The organism is Pseudomonas sp. ANT_J28 (assembly GCF_008370005.1).
In the GTDB taxonomy this organism is placed as follows: domain Bacteria; phylum Pseudomonadota; class Gammaproteobacteria; order Pseudomonadales; family Pseudomonadaceae; genus Aquipseudomonas; species Aquipseudomonas frigoris.
Genome location: NZ_VOBM01000001.1, coordinates 153306 through 172953 on the forward strand (window position 1 = coordinate 153306; position 19648 = coordinate 172953).

General features: G+C 60.1%; 16 protein-coding genes. 11 read left to right on the top strand and 5 right to left on the bottom strand.

The features are described from left to right. Window positions 1-120 precede the first annotated feature (120 nt). The 4 genes from FQ187_RS00630 to FQ187_RS00645 form a co-directional block, all read right to left on the bottom strand. Window positions 121-1305, bottom strand: a complete 1185-nt coding sequence (locus FQ187_RS00630; RefSeq protein ID WP_149628007.1) for a patatin-like phospholipase family protein — start codon at window positions 1303-1305, stop codon at window positions 121-123. 88 nt (window positions 1306-1393) lie between these two features. Next, the gene (locus tag FQ187_RS00635; protein ID WP_149628008.1) at window positions 1394-2494 is read right to left on the bottom strand and encodes an AI-2E family transporter; all 1101 of its coding nucleotides are present in this window, start codon (window positions 2492-2494) and stop codon (window positions 1394-1396) included. 78 nt (window positions 2495-2572) lie between these two features. Further along, entirely contained in the window at window positions 2573-3208 is a 636-nt protein-coding gene (locus tag FQ187_RS00640) for a response regulator transcription factor (protein ID WP_046055223.1), read from the bottom strand. A gap of 4 nt (window positions 3209-3212) precedes the next feature. Continuing rightward, window positions 3213-5489: a PAS domain S-box protein gene (locus tag FQ187_RS00645; RefSeq protein WP_149628009.1), complete on the bottom strand. Its 2277-nt coding sequence runs from the start codon at window positions 5487-5489 to the stop codon at window positions 3213-3215. Between the two features lie 230 nt (window positions 5490-5719). On the opposite strand from FQ187_RS00645, the gene FQ187_RS00650 reads away from it, so the two are divergent. From FQ187_RS00650 to FQ187_RS30695, 11 genes are all read left to right on the top strand, one after another. Continuing rightward, on the top strand, window positions 5720-7342 hold the full coding sequence (locus FQ187_RS00650) for an acyl-CoA synthetase (RefSeq protein WP_149628010.1): 1623 nt from the start codon (window positions 5720-5722) through the stop codon (window positions 7340-7342). A gap of 113 nt (window positions 7343-7455) precedes the next feature. Beyond that, a complete protein-coding gene (locus FQ187_RS00655) occupies window positions 7456-7782 on the top strand; it encodes a DUF485 domain-containing protein (RefSeq protein WP_048393398.1) in 327 nt (108 codons plus the stop codon). Further along, complete coding sequence (locus FQ187_RS00660) at window positions 7782-9452, top strand: cation acetate symporter (RefSeq protein ID WP_149628011.1); 1671 nt, start codon at window positions 7782-7784, stop codon at window positions 9450-9452. The genes FQ187_RS00655 and FQ187_RS00660 overlap by 1 nt, the downstream gene beginning before the upstream one ends. 64 nt (window positions 9453-9516) lie before the next feature. Continuing rightward, the gene (locus FQ187_RS00665) at window positions 9517-11289 is read left to right on the top strand and encodes an acyl-CoA dehydrogenase C-terminal domain-containing protein (RefSeq protein ID WP_149628012.1); all 1773 of its coding nucleotides are present in this window, start codon (window positions 9517-9519) and stop codon (window positions 11287-11289) included. A 129-nt stretch (window positions 11290-11418) separates the two neighbouring features. Then, window positions 11419-12687, top strand: a complete 1269-nt coding sequence (locus FQ187_RS00670; RefSeq protein WP_149628013.1) for an OprD family porin — start codon at window positions 11419-11421, stop codon at window positions 12685-12687. Between the two features lie 169 nt (window positions 12688-12856). Further along, window positions 12857-13363 (top strand): polyhydroxyalkanoate synthesis repressor PhaR, encoded by a 507-nt coding sequence (gene phaR, locus FQ187_RS00675; RefSeq protein ID WP_149628014.1) that lies wholly within the window; start codon window positions 12857-12859, stop codon window positions 13361-13363. 332 nt (window positions 13364-13695) lie between these two features. Next, on the top strand, window positions 13696-14556 hold the full coding sequence (locus tag FQ187_RS00680) for a c-type cytochrome (protein WP_149628015.1): 861 nt from the start codon (window positions 13696-13698) through the stop codon (window positions 14554-14556). Between the two features lie 15 nt (window positions 14557-14571). After that, window positions 14572-15942 carry a cbb3-type cytochrome c oxidase subunit I gene (locus FQ187_RS00685; protein WP_149628016.1) on the top strand — a complete coding sequence of 457 codons (1371 nt, stop codon included), beginning with the start codon at window positions 14572-14574 and terminating at the stop codon, window positions 15940-15942. Next, window positions 15942-16757, top strand: coding sequence for a CbbQ/NirQ/NorQ/GpvN family protein (locus FQ187_RS00690; protein WP_149628017.1), 816 nt, complete (start codon window positions 15942-15944; stop codon window positions 16755-16757). The genes FQ187_RS00685 and FQ187_RS00690 overlap by 1 nt, the downstream gene beginning before the upstream one ends. Further along, on the top strand, window positions 16758-17948 hold the full coding sequence (locus FQ187_RS30690; RefSeq protein WP_306108649.1) for a hypothetical protein: 1191 nt from the start codon (window positions 16758-16760) through the stop codon (window positions 17946-17948). It abuts the gene before it with no gap. A gap of 271 nt (window positions 17949-18219) precedes the next feature. Next, the gene (locus FQ187_RS30695; protein ID WP_306108650.1) at window positions 18220-18789 is read left to right on the top strand and encodes a nitric oxide reductase activation protein NorD; all 570 of its coding nucleotides are present in this window, start codon (window positions 18220-18222) and stop codon (window positions 18787-18789) included. A gap of 94 nt (window positions 18790-18883) precedes the next feature. On the opposite strand, the gene phaP is transcribed toward FQ187_RS30695, so the two are convergent. Next, window positions 18884-19453: a TIGR01841 family phasin gene (gene phaP, locus FQ187_RS00700; protein WP_149628018.1), complete on the bottom strand. Its 570-nt coding sequence runs from the start codon at window positions 19451-19453 to the stop codon at window positions 18884-18886. Between the last annotated feature and the right edge of the window lie 195 nt (window positions 19454-19648).

Sequence of the window (19648 nt, forward strand, 5' to 3'; positions counted from 1 at the left end):
TACTGCAATGACTGATTTTACGACTGCTACGCAGCCGAACGCAGCCTCGCAAGCTCGGCAGCTGCTACAGATCGCGTTACGGCTTAACTGACTGGCATTAGGCAGAGCGTCGGCCCTCTCTCACGTACTCGGCGATTTATGCCACGGATACCCTTTCGCGCTGAGTTCAAAGGCGTAATCGAACAAGCGCTTCATGTACTCGCCATCAAATCTATGATTGCGAGAAATATCAAAATCGGAGCCGATGTACGCCAGATTGAAGTCCGCCCCATCCTGCTGTGCAATTCGGTAAATGCGATCCAGATCGCTGATCCCCTGAGTCTGGATCAATGCGCTGATGGCGCGACCGCCGATGCTCAAGGTGCGGCGCTTGGTTCCGGACCACTGCAACTCCAGTTTGCCGTTGCGAATGACATAGAAATGCCGTTCATCACGCAAACGCGCCCCGGTCAAGCGGTTAAGCGCCATCACGGTGCCGGGTGGGTAAAGGAACACCTGAGTCAGGACGCCTCCGTCCACGTGCATTTCCTGAAACTGTTGGCCGTCAACCTCCACATCGATCATGACGGGTGAAACGGCGCCGGGAATGCTCATCGACGCGATCATGATGTTGCGAAACAGGTCGAGCGCGCCCGGTGCCTGGCTGGAGGCAATAGCGCCCATGTTCCAGGTGACCGGGCGTCCAGAATCAAGGTCGGTGGTGCCGATCATCAGAAGACGCCCTTTGGCGTATTCCGACGCGATCGCCGCAAGAACCTCGGCAGTGACGTGCTGTGCAATCAGCCGCGACAGTGGCTTGCTGTGCGCCATACCATCGCTGGCAAGACGGGTCAGCATATTGCGCGGATGAAAAATGTCTTTTGGACCGACTGCATTGCAGATACCCAGAATGACACCGTCGTACTGGGGCCCCAGGTAGGCAAACGGGGCGACCAGGGCGCCAGCGCTAATGCCGGTGACGACTTTGAACACGGGACGAGACCCATGCAGGGTCCATCCCGCAATGATGCCCCCCGCGAATGTGCCGGCATCGCCGCCCCCCGAAACGGCCAGCATGCTTGCCAGCGGCAGGGTGTCATTGGGCATCCCTGTGCTGGCGAGCGCCTCGGCTTCTCGAAGGTTGGCCTGACTCACATCCCGAATGAACGGCGTCAGATCCTGGTCCAGCCAGTAGCGAGCATCTGGAATGTCAGGGATGAGCGCTTTTTCGGTTAACGTTGGCGGCACCGCATCTCGGCGTTGCAGGCACGCTTGACGCAACATGTTCAGCGTTGAGGCGCTAGGCCCGAGCAGGAATGTTTTCAAAACGCCTCCTCCGGCCCCTGCAAGATCCCGTCTGCCAATGTCAGGGCGAGTGTCTGAACACCTTTTATGCTAGCGCAAGCCCGGGCAGTCATAACGTCCGCGGGACGTCCGGTCTGTTCTGCGGCTGATCCTCCACCCATTGCCAGAACAACTGATAGCCGACCGCAAGCACCACCGGGCCGATGAACAGCCCGAGGATACCGCTGGTGACCATGCCGCCCAAGGCACCGATCAACACTACCGGCATCGGCACATCGACACCGCGCCCCAACAGCAATGGCTTGAGCACGTTATCCACCAGGCCGGCAACGAACACATAGATGGCGAAGACGATGGTCGCCGTGCTGGCCCCTTCGGTGGCGAACACAAAGGCAATCACGGGTAGCGTAATCAGCGTCGCCGGTAATTGCATGATGCCGAGCAGCAGCACCGCCAAGGCGAGCAGACCGGCGCCGGGGACACCCTTGATCACGAATCCGATGCCCACCAGCAGCATCTGGATGAAGGCGATGCCGACCACCCCCAGCGCGACCGCACGGATCGTTGCGGTACACAGTTCGGCGATTTTCGACCCCTTGCCCGGATCGCTGACGCGTGAAGCGATCTGTACCGCACTGCGCCTGCCGCTCTCGCCATAGGCCATGAAAATGCCGGCGATGATCAATGCAAAGATAAAGGTGAGGAACCCCATGCCGACGCCGGCCAGTTTGCCCAGGAAACTCAAGCTGAAATGTTTTATCTGCGGCAGGTACTTCGCTGCCAGGTCGGGAAGATCGGTTGAGGCCTGCAGCCATAAAGCAGAGACAGACTTGCCCACTAACGGCCAGTCAGCGACTGAGTCAGCGGGTGGCGGAATATGGAAGTTGCCGTCCTTCACGGTGGTCATGGCATGCGCGACCGAATCGGCAATCGAGGTGACCAACAGATAGATCGGCACCATGAGAACCACAATAGCGATTAGCACAATCAGCGTCGCAATACGGCCGTCTTTCTGACCCAACGGCCCTTTGAGCCGCACTTGCAATGGATAAAGGGTGATCGCCAGGATCAGCGACCACAGCATGAGGTCGCGGAACGGGCTGAAGATCTCAAAGCAGAACAGCACCAGTACGGCAATCAGCCCTGCACGGATCAAAACATCGAGCAGACTGCGTGTGAACGCCTTCTCGGAGCTGGATGTGGGCACCATTGCTGCCTCCTTGCAGATCGCTGCAGAGGGATGAGATCGGTTAGCCCAGCATAGTCGCTCAATGGAAAACGCGAGCAATCACCGCAGCTTCAGCGGATCGACCAGTTCAGCGGCAATGGCCATGCCCACCAGGTCCGGCAAGGTATTGGCCTGCATGCGTTTCATCACCCGCGAACGATACAGGTCGACGGTTTTTGCGCTCACGCCCAGTTGCTCAGCGATCTCACGGGTGGTGTAACCCTGCACCAGCGGCAGCAAGACATCGCGCTCCCGTGGGGTCAGTGTCAGCAAACGTGCCTGCAAGGCTTCATGACCCTGATTGCCCGAGCGGTTTGCTGCGCAGTTACTGAGCGCCTGTTGTACGCTGTCCAGCAGCAATTGCTCGTTATAGGGCTTCTCGATGAAGTCATGGGCGCCTGCCTTGAAGGCGCGAACCACGATCGGCACATCCGCGTGCCCGCTGACGAAAATGATCGGCAAGTTCAGCTCACGTGTGCGCATTTCTTCCTGCACGTTCAAACCGCCCATGCCGGGCATGCGAACATCGAGCAGCACGCAGGCATCGAGCGTGGCATCACAGGCACTGAGAAACTCCACGCCACTGGTAAACGGCAAGGCCTTGAGCCCTACTGATTCCAATAACCAGACTGTTGAATCGAGCATGCCTTGATCGTCGTCGACCACATACACCACGTGCTCCGTCACACCTGCCATTACGTTATTCCTGTTGTTGTTTTGTTGGGCCGGCCAGCGGCAAGCGGCAGCACATCAGCAGCCCGACAGCTTGGCGTCGGGCCTGCAATTCGCCACCGAACCCTTCGATGATGCTGCGGCTCATGGACAAGCCAAGTCCCAGGCCATCGGCCTTGCTGGTATAGAACGGGGTAAATATCTGCTCCAGTTCCGGCTCGCTGACGCCTGGCCCCTGGTCTTGCACATTGATTTCCACGGTTGCACCACCGCCCTGCCCCGCGGCCATCACGATCAGTGACGGCTGCCCCGGATGTTGTTCGCGGTTGGCATCGATGGCATTGCGCAACAGATTGAGCAGCACCTGCTCCAGCAGCACCCGGTCGGCATAAATCGGCGGCAGATTATCCGGCAGGCGATCCTCGATTGTCACTTGGCAATTGCTCGCTTCCCAGGCACACAAACGCACGGCCTCGCGGGCGACATCGGTGAAATTCAGGGCTTGCATCCGGCGCTGTCCCTTGCGCAGAAACGCGCGCAAACGTCTGATCACTTCTGAAGCATGCGTGGCGTGATGGGTAATGCGCTCCAGCCCCTGCGCCACTCGGGCGGCGGCTTGGGGATTGGAATCCAGCGTCTGTAAATAGCGCTGGCTGGCATTCGCGTAATTGACCACCGCCGCCAGCGGCTGGTTGATTTCGTGAGCGATGCCCGAGGCCAATTCACCCAGGGTGACCAACCGCGCGGTGTGCGCCAGTTCGTCCTGATGGCGGCGCTGTTGCACCTCACGCAGTTCACGCTCGGTCATGTCCCGCGCCACCAAGGAGTAATAGCGCTCGCCGCCGGCCGAACGGTGCGCCAGCAACACCAGCGATACCGGCACTGAAGTGCCGCCACCCGGTGGCTGCAATCGCGCATCGGTGCTCCAGACACCGTCGCGTTCGGCGCTGCTCCAGCCATCACGCTGCAGACGTGCCAGGTCGCCGCTGGCGAACAACGTCGCCAGGGCCGGCATCGGCTGTTGCTCGTCGATCCCGAGGATGCGCCGAGCAGCAGGATTGAGATAAGTGACCTGCCCCTCGGAGTCGATGAACAACACTGGATCGGTGTTGGCCTCGACCACCTCCGCCAGACGCCGCTTGTTCTCCTCGGCTTGCACCCGAGCGGTAATGTCCCGGGACACGCTGACCACTTCAACCACCGTCCCGGTGTAGGTTTCACGAATCGCCCGGCTTGCGGTTTCGAACCACAGGTAATGCCCGTCTCGATGACGAATGCGATAGGTCATTGTGTGATAACCGTCCTGCTCCAGAGCATCCCGCGCGCGCTGCACCAGGCTGGCCAGGTCCTGACCATGGAACAAGCCCTGGGCCATTTGCCCGCGTAACTCTTCCGGCCAGTAGCCAAGCAATGTCCAGGATGCGGGCGATGCATCCAGAAAGCGCCCGTCCGGTGTGTGTCGGGAAATCAGGTCAGTGGTGTTCTCGATGATCAGCCTGTACAGCCGCCGTGCCGTGGCGGCTTCACGCTCGGCCAGCACTTGTGCCGTGGCATCGCGGCAACGGGCGAGCACACGGTTGTCCTGGGGATCGGGGATAAACGTCCAGATCAGGATCTGCGCTTCGAACTGGGCTTCGACCCCGTCGATGGCGCGTTGCTGGTCGAGGCAGGCACGGACCAGCACCCGGTGATTCACCGGCAAAAAGCCCAGAACCTCGGTTAGCGGCTTTTCGGCGAGCAGTGCCAACAGCGCGGCATTGAATTCCAGCGGCCGGCCCTGCGCATCGAGCAACAGACTCGGCTGCGGATCGTGACCCAACAGCGGCGAGCCCCGCAGCATGCCGTTGACGCTGCTCAGCAACGTCGTCAGCAAGTCCTGCACCCAACCCAGCCAATCAAGACTCACGCCCTCGCACACTTCCACCAGCAACAACCCCGGTTGCCCCGGTTGCAAGGCCAGATCAAACACCTGGCCATGGCTGATAGCGGCCCGACGCAATCGGCCGGCCAACCAGCAATCGAGTTGCCGCACTTGCGCCAGGTCCAGCCGCCCCGCTTCGACCAGCCGATTAAACAGCAACCGATCGCTGGCCAGCGAAGGGTCGCCCAGCCCCGGTGGAAAATGCTGGGCGGCGCCCTCGTGGCTGTAAATCCGCGCATTGGCTTGCCAACTCAAATAAACCGCCCGGTGCACCTCAGGGCAATCCTGCAACGCACGGCACAACGCATCGGCCCGGGCGGCCAGCGACACGCCCTCGCGCTGCAGGCGCAACCAGCTGTGCAATCGAACGGGAGTCAGGGTCATCACAGGTCCGCTACGTTGGGGAAGCCAAGGATATACCGGCCTTGGCGGTGTCACTGCATTCATTTAGACCTGCCAGAATAAAATATAGTACATATCCTATATGACGTAGGTTGTACTTCCATATCGGTAGCTGAATGTTATATAAAGCAAGCCGGACATAAAAGGTGCCCTCAGCGGCGACGCTGCAAGGTCACCTATAGAGCTAACAATCAGCCACCGAGTACCCGTACATGTCGATCTATGAACAAGGGCTAGGCCCTGCGGCTGTCAATCATATTGCCTTGTCTCCGCTCAGCTTCATCGAGCGTACCGCCAGCGTTTATCCGGACTACCCCGCCGTCATCCATGGTTCTATTCGCCGCACCTGGGCGCAGACTTACACCCGCTGCCGCCGCCTGGCTTCGGCGCTGGCCGGTCGCGGCATCGGCAAGAACGACACGGTGGCGGTAATGCTGCCCAACATTCCCGAGATGCTTGAAGTGCATTTCGGCGTGCCGATGATTGGCGCGGTGCTCAACCCGCTCAACGTGCGTCTGGATGCCGAAGCCATCGCCTTCATGCTGCAACATGGCGAAGCCAAGGTGCTGATTACCGACCGCGAGTTCCATGATGTGATTCACGCGGCGATCGGCATGCTGGATCACCCGCCGCTGGTCATCGACGTCAATGACCCGGAATACGGTGAAGGCCAGGCTGTCAGCGATCTGGACTATGAAGCGCTGTTGGCTGAAGGCGACCCGGCTTTTGCCTGGCAGTGGCCGGCGAACGAATGGCAAGCCATCTCGCTGAACTACACCTCAGGCACCACCGGCAACCCCAAAGGCGTGGTTTACCACCATCGCGGTGCTTACCTGAACTCGTTGGGCAACCAGATGACCTGGGCCATGGGCAACCACCCGGTGTACCTCTGGACCCTGCCGATGTTCCATTGCAACGGTTGGTGCTACCCGTGGATCATCACCGCCATGGCCGGTGTGCATGTGTTCCTGCGCCGTGTCGATCCGCAGAAAATCCTCACCTTGATCCGCGAGCATCAGGTCACCCATCTGTGCGCTGCGCCGATTGTGCTCAATGCCTTGGTCAACATGCCGGAATCGGCTAAAGCGGCGATCGATCACCCGGTCAACGCCATGGTCGCCGGTGCCGCGCCACCGGCCAAAGTGATCGGTGCCGTGGAAGAAATGGGCATCAAGGTCACCCACGTGTATGGCCTGACCGAAACCTATGGCCCGGTGACGCTCTGCGCCTGGCATGCCGAATGGGATGAGTTGCCGCTGGACGAACGGGCGCAGATCAAATCCCGTCAAGGCGTGCGCTACCCGACGCTCGAAGGCGTGCTGGTCGGCGATTCGAAGACGCTGGAGCCGACCCCGCGAGATGGTCAGACCATCGGTGAGATCTTCATGCGCGGCAACACCGTGATGAAGGGCTACCTGAAGAACCCGACCGCGACGGCCGAAGCGTTCGAAGGCGGCTGGTTCCACACCGGCGACCTGGCGGTGTGTCATCCGAACGGTTACGTCGAGATCAAGGACCGGCTCAAGGACATCATCATTTCCGGCGGCGAGAACATTTCCACCATTGAACTGGAAGGTGTGCTCTATCGCCATCCAGCCGTCATGGAAGCGGCCGTCGTCGCCCGCCCTGATGAGAAGTGGGGCGAAACGCCCTGCGCCTTTATCACGTTGAAGGCTGATCACCAGGATGTTCGCGAGGCCGACATCATCAGCTTCTGCCGCGAACACCTGGCCGGCTTCAAAGTGCCGCGTACGGTGATTTTCACCCTGCTGCCGAAGACTTCAACCGGCAAGATCCAGAAGTACGTTCTGCGCGACAGGGCCAAAGCGCTCTAACCCGAACCGACGTTGTACCACCCAGCGGCAGGTGTTTTACCTGCCGCTTCGGGCTCGTGCACGCCGAATTCGGCCACGTTCAAACGCCTATAACAACAAATGTGGAGCCACCCATGATCGACATCCATTCAACCGATACCCAACGCTGTGAACGCATTCGGTCCAACCCGAAATTCCTTCAATTGGTGAGCAGCCGTTCGCGCCTGGCCTGGTCACTCAGTGCTGCGGTGCTGGGCACTTACTACGCGTTCATGCTGGTGGTGGCATTTGCCCCGCAGTGGCTGCATGCGCCGATCGCCGAGCATCGGATGTTGACCCTGGGCATGCCGGTTGGCGCGGCGATCATCATTTTTTCCTGGTTGCTGACCGGTTGGTACGTCTACAGCGCCAACACGCGTTTCGATGCACTGGGCGCCGCCATTCTCGAGGAGAGCAAGTGATGACTCTGCTCCGTAAACTTATCCTCGCCGCTGCCGGGCTATTGCCGGCCTCCGTGGTGCTGGCTGCACCCGCGCTGGGCGCGGTGGAAAAACAACCGCTCAACCTGCATGCGATCGGCATGTTCTTCGTCTTCGTGCTGGGCACGCTGGCCATCACTTGGTGGGCCGCGCGGCAAACCAAATCCACGTCGGACTTCTACACGGCGGGCGGTGGCATCACCGGGTTCCAGAACGGTCTGGCAATTGCCGGCGACTACATGTCCGCCGCCACGCTGCTGGGGCTGTCCAGCCTGGTATTCGCCAAGGGTTATGACGGCTTCATCTATACCATCGGGTTCTTCGTCGGCTGGCCGATCATCACCTTCCTGATGGCCGAGCGCTTACGCAACCTGGGGCGCTACACCTTTGCCGATATCGTGTCCTATCGACTGGACCAGAACAAAGTGCGGATCTTCGCTGCGTTTGGTTCGTTGACGGTGGTGTGCTGCTACCTGATCGTGCAGATGGTCGGTGCGGGTCAATTGATCAAGTTGCTGTTCGGCCTCGACTACCCGGTAGCCGTGGTGATCGTCGGCGCACTGATGCTGGTGTACGTGATCTTCGGCGGCATGATCGCCACCACCTGGGTGCAGATCATCAAGGCTGTGTTGCTGCTTGCCGGCGGCACGACTCTGGCGTTCATGGCCATGTCGCAATTCGGTTTCAGCTACGAAACCCTGGCGACCAAAGCCGTCGAGGCGCATGCCAGCGGCTGGAACATCATGGGCCCTGGCTCGATGCTCGCCGACCCGATCAACACCGCTTCGATGTCGCTGGGCCTGGTGTTCGGGATTGCCGGTCTGCCGCACATTCTGATGCGCTTCTTCACCGTGCCTAACGCCAAGGAAGCGCGTAAGTCGGTGTTCTACGCCACCGGTTTCATCGGTTTCTTCTTCCTTGTTGTCTGCACCCTGGGCTTTGCCGCGATGGTGATCATCGGCACTGACCCGCAGTACTACGTCAATGGCGAAGTCGGCGGCGCCTTGATTGGCGGCGGCAACATGGTCGCCATGCACCTGGCCAAAGCGGTCGGTGGCAACCTGTTCTTCGGTTTCCTTTCGGCCGTGGCCTTCGCCACCATTCTTGCGGTGGTCTCCGGGCTGGCCCTGGCCGGTGCCTCGGCGATATCCCACGATCTCTACGCCACGGTGTTCAAGAAAGGCAAAGCCAGCCAGAAACAGGAAATGCGCGTGACCCGCATGGCCACCGTGGGCCTGGGCATCATCGCGATTCTGCTGGGCATTCTGTTCGAGAAGATGAACGTCGCGTTCCTGGTGGGCCTGACCTTCGGCATCGCCGCATCGACCAACTTCCCGGTGCTGATCATGGCCATGTACTGGAAAGGCCTGACCACCAAAGGCGCGATCATCGGTGGTTTCGCCGGCCTGATCTGTGCGTTGGTGCTGGTGATCCTCTCGCCTGCCGTCTGGGTCACCGTGCTCGGCCATGCTCACGCGATCTTCCCGTACGACCACCCGGCGCTGTTCTCCATGCCGCTGGCGTTCTTCGTGATCGTCGTGGTGTCGAAACTCGACCGCAGCGTGCGGGCCGACAAGGAGCGTGACGCTTACGCCGACCAGTTCGTTCGCGCCCAGACCGGCCTCGGTGCCGCCAGCGCTTCCAGCCATTGATAGAAAGGGCACGGCCTGCTCAAGCAGCGCCGTGCCCATCGCACAACCTTTTGAGGTTCACGTTATGCCCGAATTCAACGCCCCGCTGCGTGACATGCGCTTTGTGCTGCATGAAGTGTTCGACGCCCCGGCCCTGTGGGCGCGCCTGCCAGCCCTGGCCGACAGTGTCGACGCCGCCACCGCTGACGCCATTCTTGAGGAGGCGGCCAAAGTCACCTCGCACCTGATTGCGCCATTGAATCGCAGCGGCGACGAGGAAGGCGCCCAGTGGGTTGATGGCCAGGTCAGCACGCCGATCGGTTTCAAACAGGCTTACGCCACCTACATCGAAGGCGGCTGGGTGGGTCTTTCCGGTAACGCTGATTTCGGTGGAATGGGCATGCCGAAGATGCTCGCCGTGCAGTTCGAAGAAATGCTCTACGGCGCCAACTCCAGTTTCGCCCTGTATTCAGCGTTGAGTTCCGGTGCCTGCCTGGCACTGGATGCCCACGCCAGCGACACCCTGAAAAACCTTTACCTGCCGCCGATGTACGAAGGCCGTTGGGCCGGTTCCATGTGCCTGACCGAAGCCCACGCCGGCACCGATCTGGGGATGATCCGCACCCGCGCCGAACCTCAGGCCGACGGCAGTTTCAGCATCACCGGCAGCAAGATCTTCATCACCGGTGGCGATCAGGACCTGACCGAAAACATTGTCCATCTGGTGCTTGCCAAACTGCCGGATGCACCGGCGGGGCCGAAAGGCATCTCGCTGTTTGTCGTCCCCAAAGTGTTGGTCAATGCCGACGGTTCCCTCGGCGATGCCAACGCCGTGAGTTGCGGTTCGATCGAACACAAGATGGGCATCAAGGCCTCGGCCACCTGCGTGATGAACTTCGACGGCGCCAGCGGTTGGTTGGTCGGCGAAGCCAATAAAGGCCTGGCGGCGATGTTCACCATGATGAACTACGAGCGCCTTTCCATCGGCATTCAGGGCATTGGCTGTGCCGAAGCGTCCTATCAGAGCGCCGTGGCTTACGCCCGTGAACGTGTGCAGAGCCGCGCGCCGACCGGTGCTATTGCTCCGGACAAAGTGGCCGACCCGATCATCGTTCACCCCGATGTGCGCCGCATGCTGCTCAGCATGAAAGCCATGACCGAGGGCGGCCGTGCGTTCGCCAGCTATGTCGGGCAGCAACTGGACCTGGCGAAGTTTTCCGATGACGCCAAGGAGCGCGACAGCGCGCAAACCCTGGTCGCGCTGCTCACTCCGGTGGCCAAGGCGTTTTTTACCGACACCGGCCTCGAAAGCTGCATCAACGGCCAGCAAGTGTTCGGCGGCCATGGCTACATCCGCGAATGGGGCCAGGAACAATTGGTCCGTGACGTGCGTATCGCGCAGATCTACGAAGGCACCAACGGCATTCAGGCGCTGGACCTGCTCGGACGCAAAGTGCTCGCCGACAAGGGCTTCGCGCTGCGCCAGTTCACCGGTGAGATCCGTCATTTCGCCCATCAGCCTGACGCGCCCTACTCCGCTCAACTGTTCGATGCCGTGCGGCGTTTGGAGGACTTGAGCGACTGGCTGCAGGATCAGGCCACGACCAATCGCAACGAAATCGGCGCTGCATCGGTCGAGTATTTGCACCTGTTCGGTTACGTCGCCTACGCCTGGCTTTGGGCACGCATGGCACAGGTTGCCAAGCAAAAGCTGCACGAAGACGAAGGGTTTTATGGCGCGAAAATCGCCACCGCCGACTTCTATATCCACCGCTTGCTGCCGCGCATATTGAGTCTGGAGCAATCCATCCGCGCAGGCAGTGCCTCCTTGTTTGGCCTGAGCGCCGAACAGTTCTAACGATTGAACCGCACGCGGCGCCACGCTCCTGTCTTTTCGGCGTTCGCGTTTTTTATCGATAAGCCCTCGCCCACCTGGCGAGGGCCGTGGGACCTGTCTTTCCATAATAAAAACAAAAGGGGCTTCACCATGGACCGCAATACCCGCACCCTCGCTACCCGACTGTTGCTGGCCGGCGGCGTCATCAGCCTCTCGGCCCCCGCCGCTGCCGACTTCGTCAAAGACAGCAAGGCCAGCCTTGAGCTGCGCAACTTTTATTTCAACCGTGACTATCGCCAGGACAACGCCGCCCAATCCAAACAAGAGGAATGGGCCCAGGGTTTCCTGCTGCGCTATGAATCGGGATTCACCGAAGGATTGATCGGCGTGGGTTTCGATGCGATTGGCCTGGTCGGCGTCAAGCTCGATTCCAGCCCTGATCGCGCAGGCTCCGGCCTGCTCAAACGCCACCGCGACACGAGCAAAGGTGCGCAGGACGAATACGGCGAACTGGGCCTGACCGCCAAAGTGCGTGCTTCAAAAAGCACACTAAAACTTGGCACGCTGCTGCCGAAACTGCCCACGGTATTGGCCAACGATTCTCGGCTGTTGCCACAAACCTTCAAGGGCGGTCAGTTGACGTCGCTGGAAATCGAAGGCCTGACGGTGGATGCCGGGCGACTGACACAGGTCAATCAGCGCGACTCCTCGGATTACGAGGACATGGGCATCACCCGCACCGGCGCCAAGGGCATCACGACGCGTCATGTCGATAGCGACAGCTTCGATTTTGCCAGCCTGAACTACAAATGGACGAGCAACCTCGCCACCGGCTACAGCTACGGTCACTTCGACAACTTCTACAGCCAGCACCTGGTCAACCTGACCTACGTGTTGCCGGTGACGACGGGGCAGTCGCTGAAGACGGATCTGCGCTTTGCCCGTTCAACGGATGATGGCGGCAGCAATGTCGATAACAATGCCATTGGCGCGATGTTCACCTACAACCTCGGCGGGCATGCCTTGGGCTTGGGTTATCAAGGCATGAGCGGCGACACCGGCTACGCCTACGTCAACGGCACCGATGCCTTCCTGGTGAACTTCGTGCAGATCGGCGACTTCGCCAGCAAGGACGAAAAATCCTGGCAGGCTCGCTACGACTACAACTTTGCGGCTATCGGCGTTCCGGGCCTGACCTTCATGACCCGCTACCTCACCGGCGACAATATCGATCTGGGCGGCAACCGCCCGGAAGGCAAGGAATGGGAACGTGATACCGACATCGGCTATGTCGTGCAGTGCGGGCCGTTGAAGAATGTCGGGGTGAAATGGCGTAACGCGACGGTTCGCTCGACCAACTTCGGCAGCGACCTGGATGAGAACCGCCTGATCGTCAGCTACACCTTGCCGATCTGGTAAGCCAGTTCTGGTTGCACAAAGGGGGACTCGCTTGACGGCGCAGTCTCCTTTTTGCTGCTGGATTTGTGCTGTGATAGCGGGCCTCTTCGCGAGCAAGTCGGCCTCAAGAACACCAATGATGATTGTAGGTTAAGATGCCTGCAAACCAGGCCGCCGCGAGACGCCCCGCATGACTGATACCACCCCCCGCCTGATCAAGAAGTACCCCAATCGCCGACTGTATGACACCCACACCAGCAGTCATTTGACGCTGGCGGACATACGCCAGTTGGTGGTCGACAAAATTGCCTTTCTGGTGGTCGATGCCAAGAGCGGCGAGGATCTGACCCGCAGCATCCTGCTGCAAGTGATTCTGGAAGCCGAAAGTGGCGGTGAGCCGATCTTCACCACCGAAATGCTGATGGGGATTATCCAGTTCTACGGCCCTTATCAGGGCGTTCTCGGCAGCTACCTGGATAAAAGCATCCAGACAGTCATCGACATCCAGTCCCAGACCGGCGCGCAGTCGTCCGAGGCCTGGAGCGACTTCATGCATCAACAGGCCCCTGTGATGCAGGACCTGATGCGCCAATATGTCGACCAGTCGAAGGCGCTTTATCTCAACACCCAGAACCTTTTTGGCATGTTCGGCGGCAAGCCAGACGCTGATGGTGGAAAGAAAAAAGACGGTGAATGAAGTCCACCCGAGTCATTGACAGTCGCGCGACGTCTACTAGGCTCACAGTCATCCTGCCTCCCCCACTGAACCACGGCACTTAAACGCAAGGCCTGGTGAAGTCGTCAATCTTCAGCGCCTGTTCGCAGCTGTTCGAATGCAGACCTCAAGCAATCGTCAGTGCAACGGGCTAACGCACTTTCCACCTGCACTTCCAGATTGGGAGGCAGTCGTGCACAAAGTCTTGAAGCTCGTCAGCTATGCAGTGCTCGTGCTGATGGCCAGCGCGGTCGTCTATGCCGGAGTGATCGGCATCACCTATTGGACCGGTATCGGCGTATAGGGAGTTCGCAATGAACAAACGCCAGACACGCTCATTCGCACTGATATCGACGGCGATCGCTGCTGTGGTGTTTCTGGGCATGACTGTTGATAGTCACCGGCAGTTCCCCACACTGACCAACGCTCAACAGATCACGCCCCAGGTCACTCGCGGCAAGGATGTCTGGCATCAATACAATTGCATCAATTGCCACACCCTGTTCGGCGAGGGGGCTTATTACGCCCCGGACCTGACGAAAATCGCCCAGCAGCGCGGCGCCCCTTATCTCACTGCATTCCTCAAAGACCCTTCAAAGTTCTATGACGAGCAACGCCATCGTCGCCTGATGCCGAACCTGAAACTCGGCGACGAGGAAATCGCCGATTTGATCACCTTCCTCGATTGGGTGAGCAAGGTCGACAATCAAGGCTGGCCGCCGCGCCCGATTCTGGTGACCGGTGCATCGATCCCCGGCATGGACCTCACCGTGGCACAGCAGAATGCCACCGGCGACGGCCAACCACCTCCCGCCGCCCGCCCGGTGTCCGGCAAGGAAGATCCGATCGCCTTGGGCGAGGCGTTGTTTCGAACGAACGCAACGCCGGTGTGCAGCGCTTGCCACTCGATTGCGCCGGGCGTCAACCTCGCCGGGCCATCACTGGCCGGGTTGGCCAGTCGGGCCAAGCAGGTCATCGCCTCGCCTGACTACAAGGGCAAGGCCAAGGACGCCGAAGGCTTCATCCGTGAATCCATCGTCACGCCGAGTGTTTACCTGCATCCGGGCGACATGTTTTCCGCCAACGGTATGTCCTTCATGCCGGACACCTTCGCCAAATCGCTAACGCCCGAACAGATCGATCAACTGGTCGCCTATCTGGCGTCGTTCCAGTAACCGCAGGGGATGACCATGCGCTACAGATCTCAATCCGTCGCCTACTGGTATTTCGCCGTTGCCATGGTGTTGTTTGGCCTGCAACTGGTCTTCGGCCTGCTCTCGGCGGCGAAATACCTCGGGCCGGATCCGCTGCTGAACCTCTTGCCATTCGATGTCACCAAGTCCATTCACACCAATCTGTTGATCGTCTGGGTGCTGACCGGGTTCATGGGGGCGACGTACTGGATGGTGCCGGACGAATCCCGTGGCGAGCTGCACAGCACCAAGCTGGCCTACATCCAGCTCGGGTTGTGGACGGCCATGGGAGTCACCGCCGTTCTTGGCTACCTGTTCGGTTATGGCACCGGGAACAAGCTGCTCGAACAGCCGCTGCCCCACAAGATCGTGATCGTGATTTGCATGCTGATGTTTCTCTACAACATCGGCATGACAATCAAGAAAGCCGGGCGTTTCACCGCCACCGAGGGCGTCCTGCTGCTAGGCCTGGCCAGCGCCGCCGTGCTCTTTCTGCCAGCGTTGCTGCATTATGAAAATTACGTGGTGTCGATCTATTACCGCTGGTGGACGATTCACCTGTGGGTCGAAGGTGTTTGGGAGATGATCCAGGGCGGCTTTCTTGCCTATCTGCTGATCCGGCTGTCCGGCGCTGACCGCGAGGTGATGGAGAAGTGGCTGTACGTCATTGTCGGCCTGGTGTTCATTGCCGGCATTCTGGGCACCGCACATCATTATTACTGGATCGGCGTTCCTCATTACTGGCTGCCACTGGGCGGTTTTTTCAGTGCACTTGAGCCGATGGCGCTGATTGGCATGGCGATCTATGCCTACAACGCGATGCGCCGCTCCGGCCTCTCTCACCCCAACAAACTGGCTTTGCACTGGACCTTGGGCAGCGCCGTGTTCACCATGTTCGGCGCCGGTCTGCTGGGGTTGGCTCACACCTTCCCCGACGTCAACAAGTGGACCCACGGCACCCTGATTACCGCCATGCATGGCCATGCGGCCTTCTATGGCGCCTATGCCATGATTGTCTTGGCGATGATCACCTATGCGCTGCCCGGCATGACCCGTCGTCCGGTGGAGGAAAGCAGTATCGGTTACTGGGCGTTCTGGTTGCAGTTGGGGGGAATGTTCGGCATTACCCTGTCATTTGCCACGGCGGGCATTGGTCAGGTGTACCTGGAGCGCATTCTTGGCCTCGGCTACCTGGACGTGCAGCTGAAGATTCAGGTGCACTTCTTGATGCTGGTGGCGACGGCGTCGATGTTCAGCCTGGGTGCCGGACTGTTCATCTTCGAGTTTTTCCGCCATGCGCCGGACTTCAATGTCGATGAAGCCGATCCGGTCCTGGCCACACCTCAAGCCTCAGGCGCGGCGTTGTGATGGAACGTTCGCTGATGCACGCCGAACCCGCGTCGCTGCAAGCTGAACCCTATTACCAGCCCAGCGGCGACGAGGTGGCGATTTTCGAGCAATGCCATGCGCAGCAACTGGCCGTCATGCTCAAAGGACCTACCGGTTGTGGCAAGACCCGTTTTGTCGAACACATGGCGTGGCGACTCAAACGCCCGTTGATCACTATTTCCTGCCATGACGATCTGAGCGCCAGCGACCTGGTCGGGCGTTTCCTGATCGGTCATCAGGGCACCCATTGGACGGAAGGCCCGCTGACCCGAGCCGTGCGCGAAGGCGCTATCTGTTACCTGGACGAAGTGGTCGAAGCGCGGCAAGACACGATTGTCGTCCTGCACCCGCTCACCGACCACCGACGGATTCTGCCGCTGGACAAAATCGGCGAGATCCTCGAAGCCTCACCACACTTTCAACTGGTGGTGTCGTACAACCCCGGCTACCAACGAATACTCAAGGATTTGAAACCGAGTACCCGACAGCGTTTTGTGGCGCTGGATTTCGACTTCCCGCCCGCCGAGCGCGAAATCGCCATCGTCATCCATGAGGGTGGAACCGACTACGCCACCGCCCACGCCCTGGTCACCCTCGCCCAGCGGCTACGCGCGTTGCAGGACCGGGGCCTGGCGGAAGTCCCTAGCACCCGTCTGCTGATCGCCACGGCACGGTTGATTGCCCGCGGCATTGCTGCGCCCATCGCGTGCCGGGTCGCGTTGATCTCGCCGCTGTCCGATGACGCGGTGCTGGTCGCTGCCATGCGCGACCTCGTCGACCTGACATTCATCTAAATGGCCGAAGCCGAGGACCTCATCACCGACGTCGCACGCCACGCTACGGTGTATGCGCAGGCGTTGTGGCGTCGTCACCGGGCACCCTCGGACGCTGCAAAAATCATCACCCTCGGGGATGTCGCACAACACCTCGATTTATTGATCAAGGCAGTGTTCGACACCCACTATTCGCTGCGCGTCGCGCAACCACCCTCGCCCCCAACGTTCCTGAAAAAGCTTTTGCTGCGTCATGAAAAGCCGTGTCGGCAAAGCGCCGTCCCGGCGACCGATGGCGTGACGATATGGCTGCCGGAGGACTTGGGCAGCAATGAGGGTCCGCTCACGCTGCAACGCTATAAAACCCTGGCCTTGCAACAGGCCATGCGTGCCCGACGAGGCAGTGCCGGCGCCCTGTCAGCCCTCGACAACCCGATGCAGCGCAGCGTCTATCTGCTTCTGGAAGCCTGGGCCGCCGATACGGATTTGGTGCGACTGTTGCCGGGGTTGGGGCCATCGATCCATGGCTTGCGCCAACATGCCCTGGCCACCCGACCGCCGCTTCACGCCTTTCCAAACCCGCGACACCCCCTGGAAAATTTTCTTCGTTTACTGCTACGCAGCGAATGCGGCAAGCCTCTGGAAGGGCTGGAAATACCCGCCAAAACGGCCGACTCGGTGCAACAGTCAGAAACCCTCGCAAGACGCCTCCTGTCCGTCGACGAATCTCACGGTATCGGCGCTCATCTGTTGCTGCTCGATGCCTGGACCGGCGACCTGCGCGAGCCGTCGGTGGGTCTGAAGGTGCAGCCCTTGCCCGGCGAAATCGACACCGCCGATACCCTGCCCCGCAGCGCCTGCCTCACACGTCAGCCCACTGTGCGCGAAGCCTGTGCCGACGAGGACGACGAGGACGACGATCAGGAACAAGGCCTGTGGATGGTGCAACCCGCCGAACCGCTGGAAAAGGCCGAAGACCCCATGGGGATGCAGCGCCCTGCCGACCGGGATACCGACACACCGGCAGCTGATTTTTGCCGAGTCATTGTCCGAACTCAACGAAGCTCGACTGGTGATCGCGGCAAGTCGCCCGAAAGAAGTGCTGCTGTCCGACGACCCGCCACAGACCCGCGCTCGGCACGGTGCACAGGATCTCGCCAACAACGCAATCAGCTACCCCGAATGGGATTACCGCCGCCAGGTCTACCGTGATCCGGGTGCGACGCTGCAACTGTGTCCCGCCCTGGAAGGCCCGCAGCAGTGGGTCGAGCGAACCCTCGACACTCACCATCCGGTGCTCGATGCCATCCGCCGGCAATTCGAATGTCTGCGGGCCCAACGCGTCAGGCTGCGCAAACAATGGGAGGGCGACGATATCGATCTGGAGGCGTATATCGACGGTTGCGCCGAGGCCCGCGCCGGCCTGAGCATGCCGCAGGCGCTGTATCAGACCCAGCGCCGTGGCCGGCGCGACATGGCGATCATGTTGCTGATCGACGTCAGCGGTTCCACTGACAGCTGGCTGTCCTGCCATCGCCGGGTCATTGATGTCGAGCGCGAGGCGTTGCTGCTGGTCTGTCTGGCGCTGGAGAGCCTGGGCGAGCCTTATAGCGTGCTGGCGTTTTCCGGCGAAGGGCCGCAGCGGGTCACGATCCGCACCCTGAAAGCATTCGATGAGCGCTACAGCGATGAAGTCGGTCGGCGCATTGCCGCCCTCGAACCGGAACGCTATACCCGGGCCGGTGCCGCCCTGCGCCACGCCAGCACATTGCTGATGCGCGAAGCCGCCACGCACCGTCTCTTGTTACTGCTCTCCGACGGCAAGCCGAACGATGTTGACCAGTACGAAGGCCGCTATGGTGTGGAAGACCTGCATCAGGCCGTGACTGAAGCCAAGCTCCAAGGCATCTATCCCTTCTGTTTGACCATCGACCGCCAGGCGGCGAATTACCTGCCAGCGGTATTCGGAGCGAGGCAATACGCCTTGCTGCACAGACCAGAACTGTTGCCCAGCGTTCTGCTGGACTGGATCAGACGACTGGTATCAGCGTGAGCCAGAGCCGCCCCGCCAAGGTTTTTCGCGGCACAAAAAAAATGGCGATGGGGGAATGAACCCATCGCCATTGGTGCCGCTGATCTAATACGACTTACTTGTTACCGCTGGTAGCCTTGGCGCTTGCTTCTGGAGCCGCTTTGGTGGCCGCGGCAGTCGCTGCGTCGAAACTGCTCTGAGCCACATCGGAAGCCTGTTTTACGGCTTTCTGTGCGCTTTCGAACACAGTACCGGCATTCGCCAGGCTCGACTTGAACGCTGCCACAACAGGCTCGGAGCCGGCCGGTGCATTCTTGGTGATGGCTTCAACGAACTCTTGCACCTGTTGGGAGCCAGCCTCGACCTGACTCGAAGTCAGTTTGGCGATGTCCGACTGAGTACCCACGATCAGCGCTTGGACCTGACGATTGAACTCGGCCAGACGTTCGGTTTGTGCGCTCGGCTGGGTGAAAGAAGCCTGCAGCTCGGCGAAACCTTGTGGATCACGTACGGCCAGCAGCTTGCGAACACCTTCGAAGTGCTCTTCGGTGGAGTCGCGCAGTGCCTTGAACTGCAACTGGCTGAGCTGTTCAACGCTGGCGAAGACTTTGCCGCTGATTTGCTGCAAAAGATCGAGGTTGGCTTTCTGAGCGGTTTGCAGTTTTTCCGAATTGAAAAAAGACATGCTTGAATCTCCTGGTACTGGAAGGCCCTGATGGACCTGAGGACGCGATAGCGATCCGGCCAATCATCGCGTTAGCCTTGATATTGCAGTGCACAAAATTATTTGGCAACGTCTATTTTTGTGCGGTGCAAAATAAACTTTGCTCATGCCCTCCCTATTCGCTATAAACTCCAGTCTGTCGAACGGCCAGCCTAG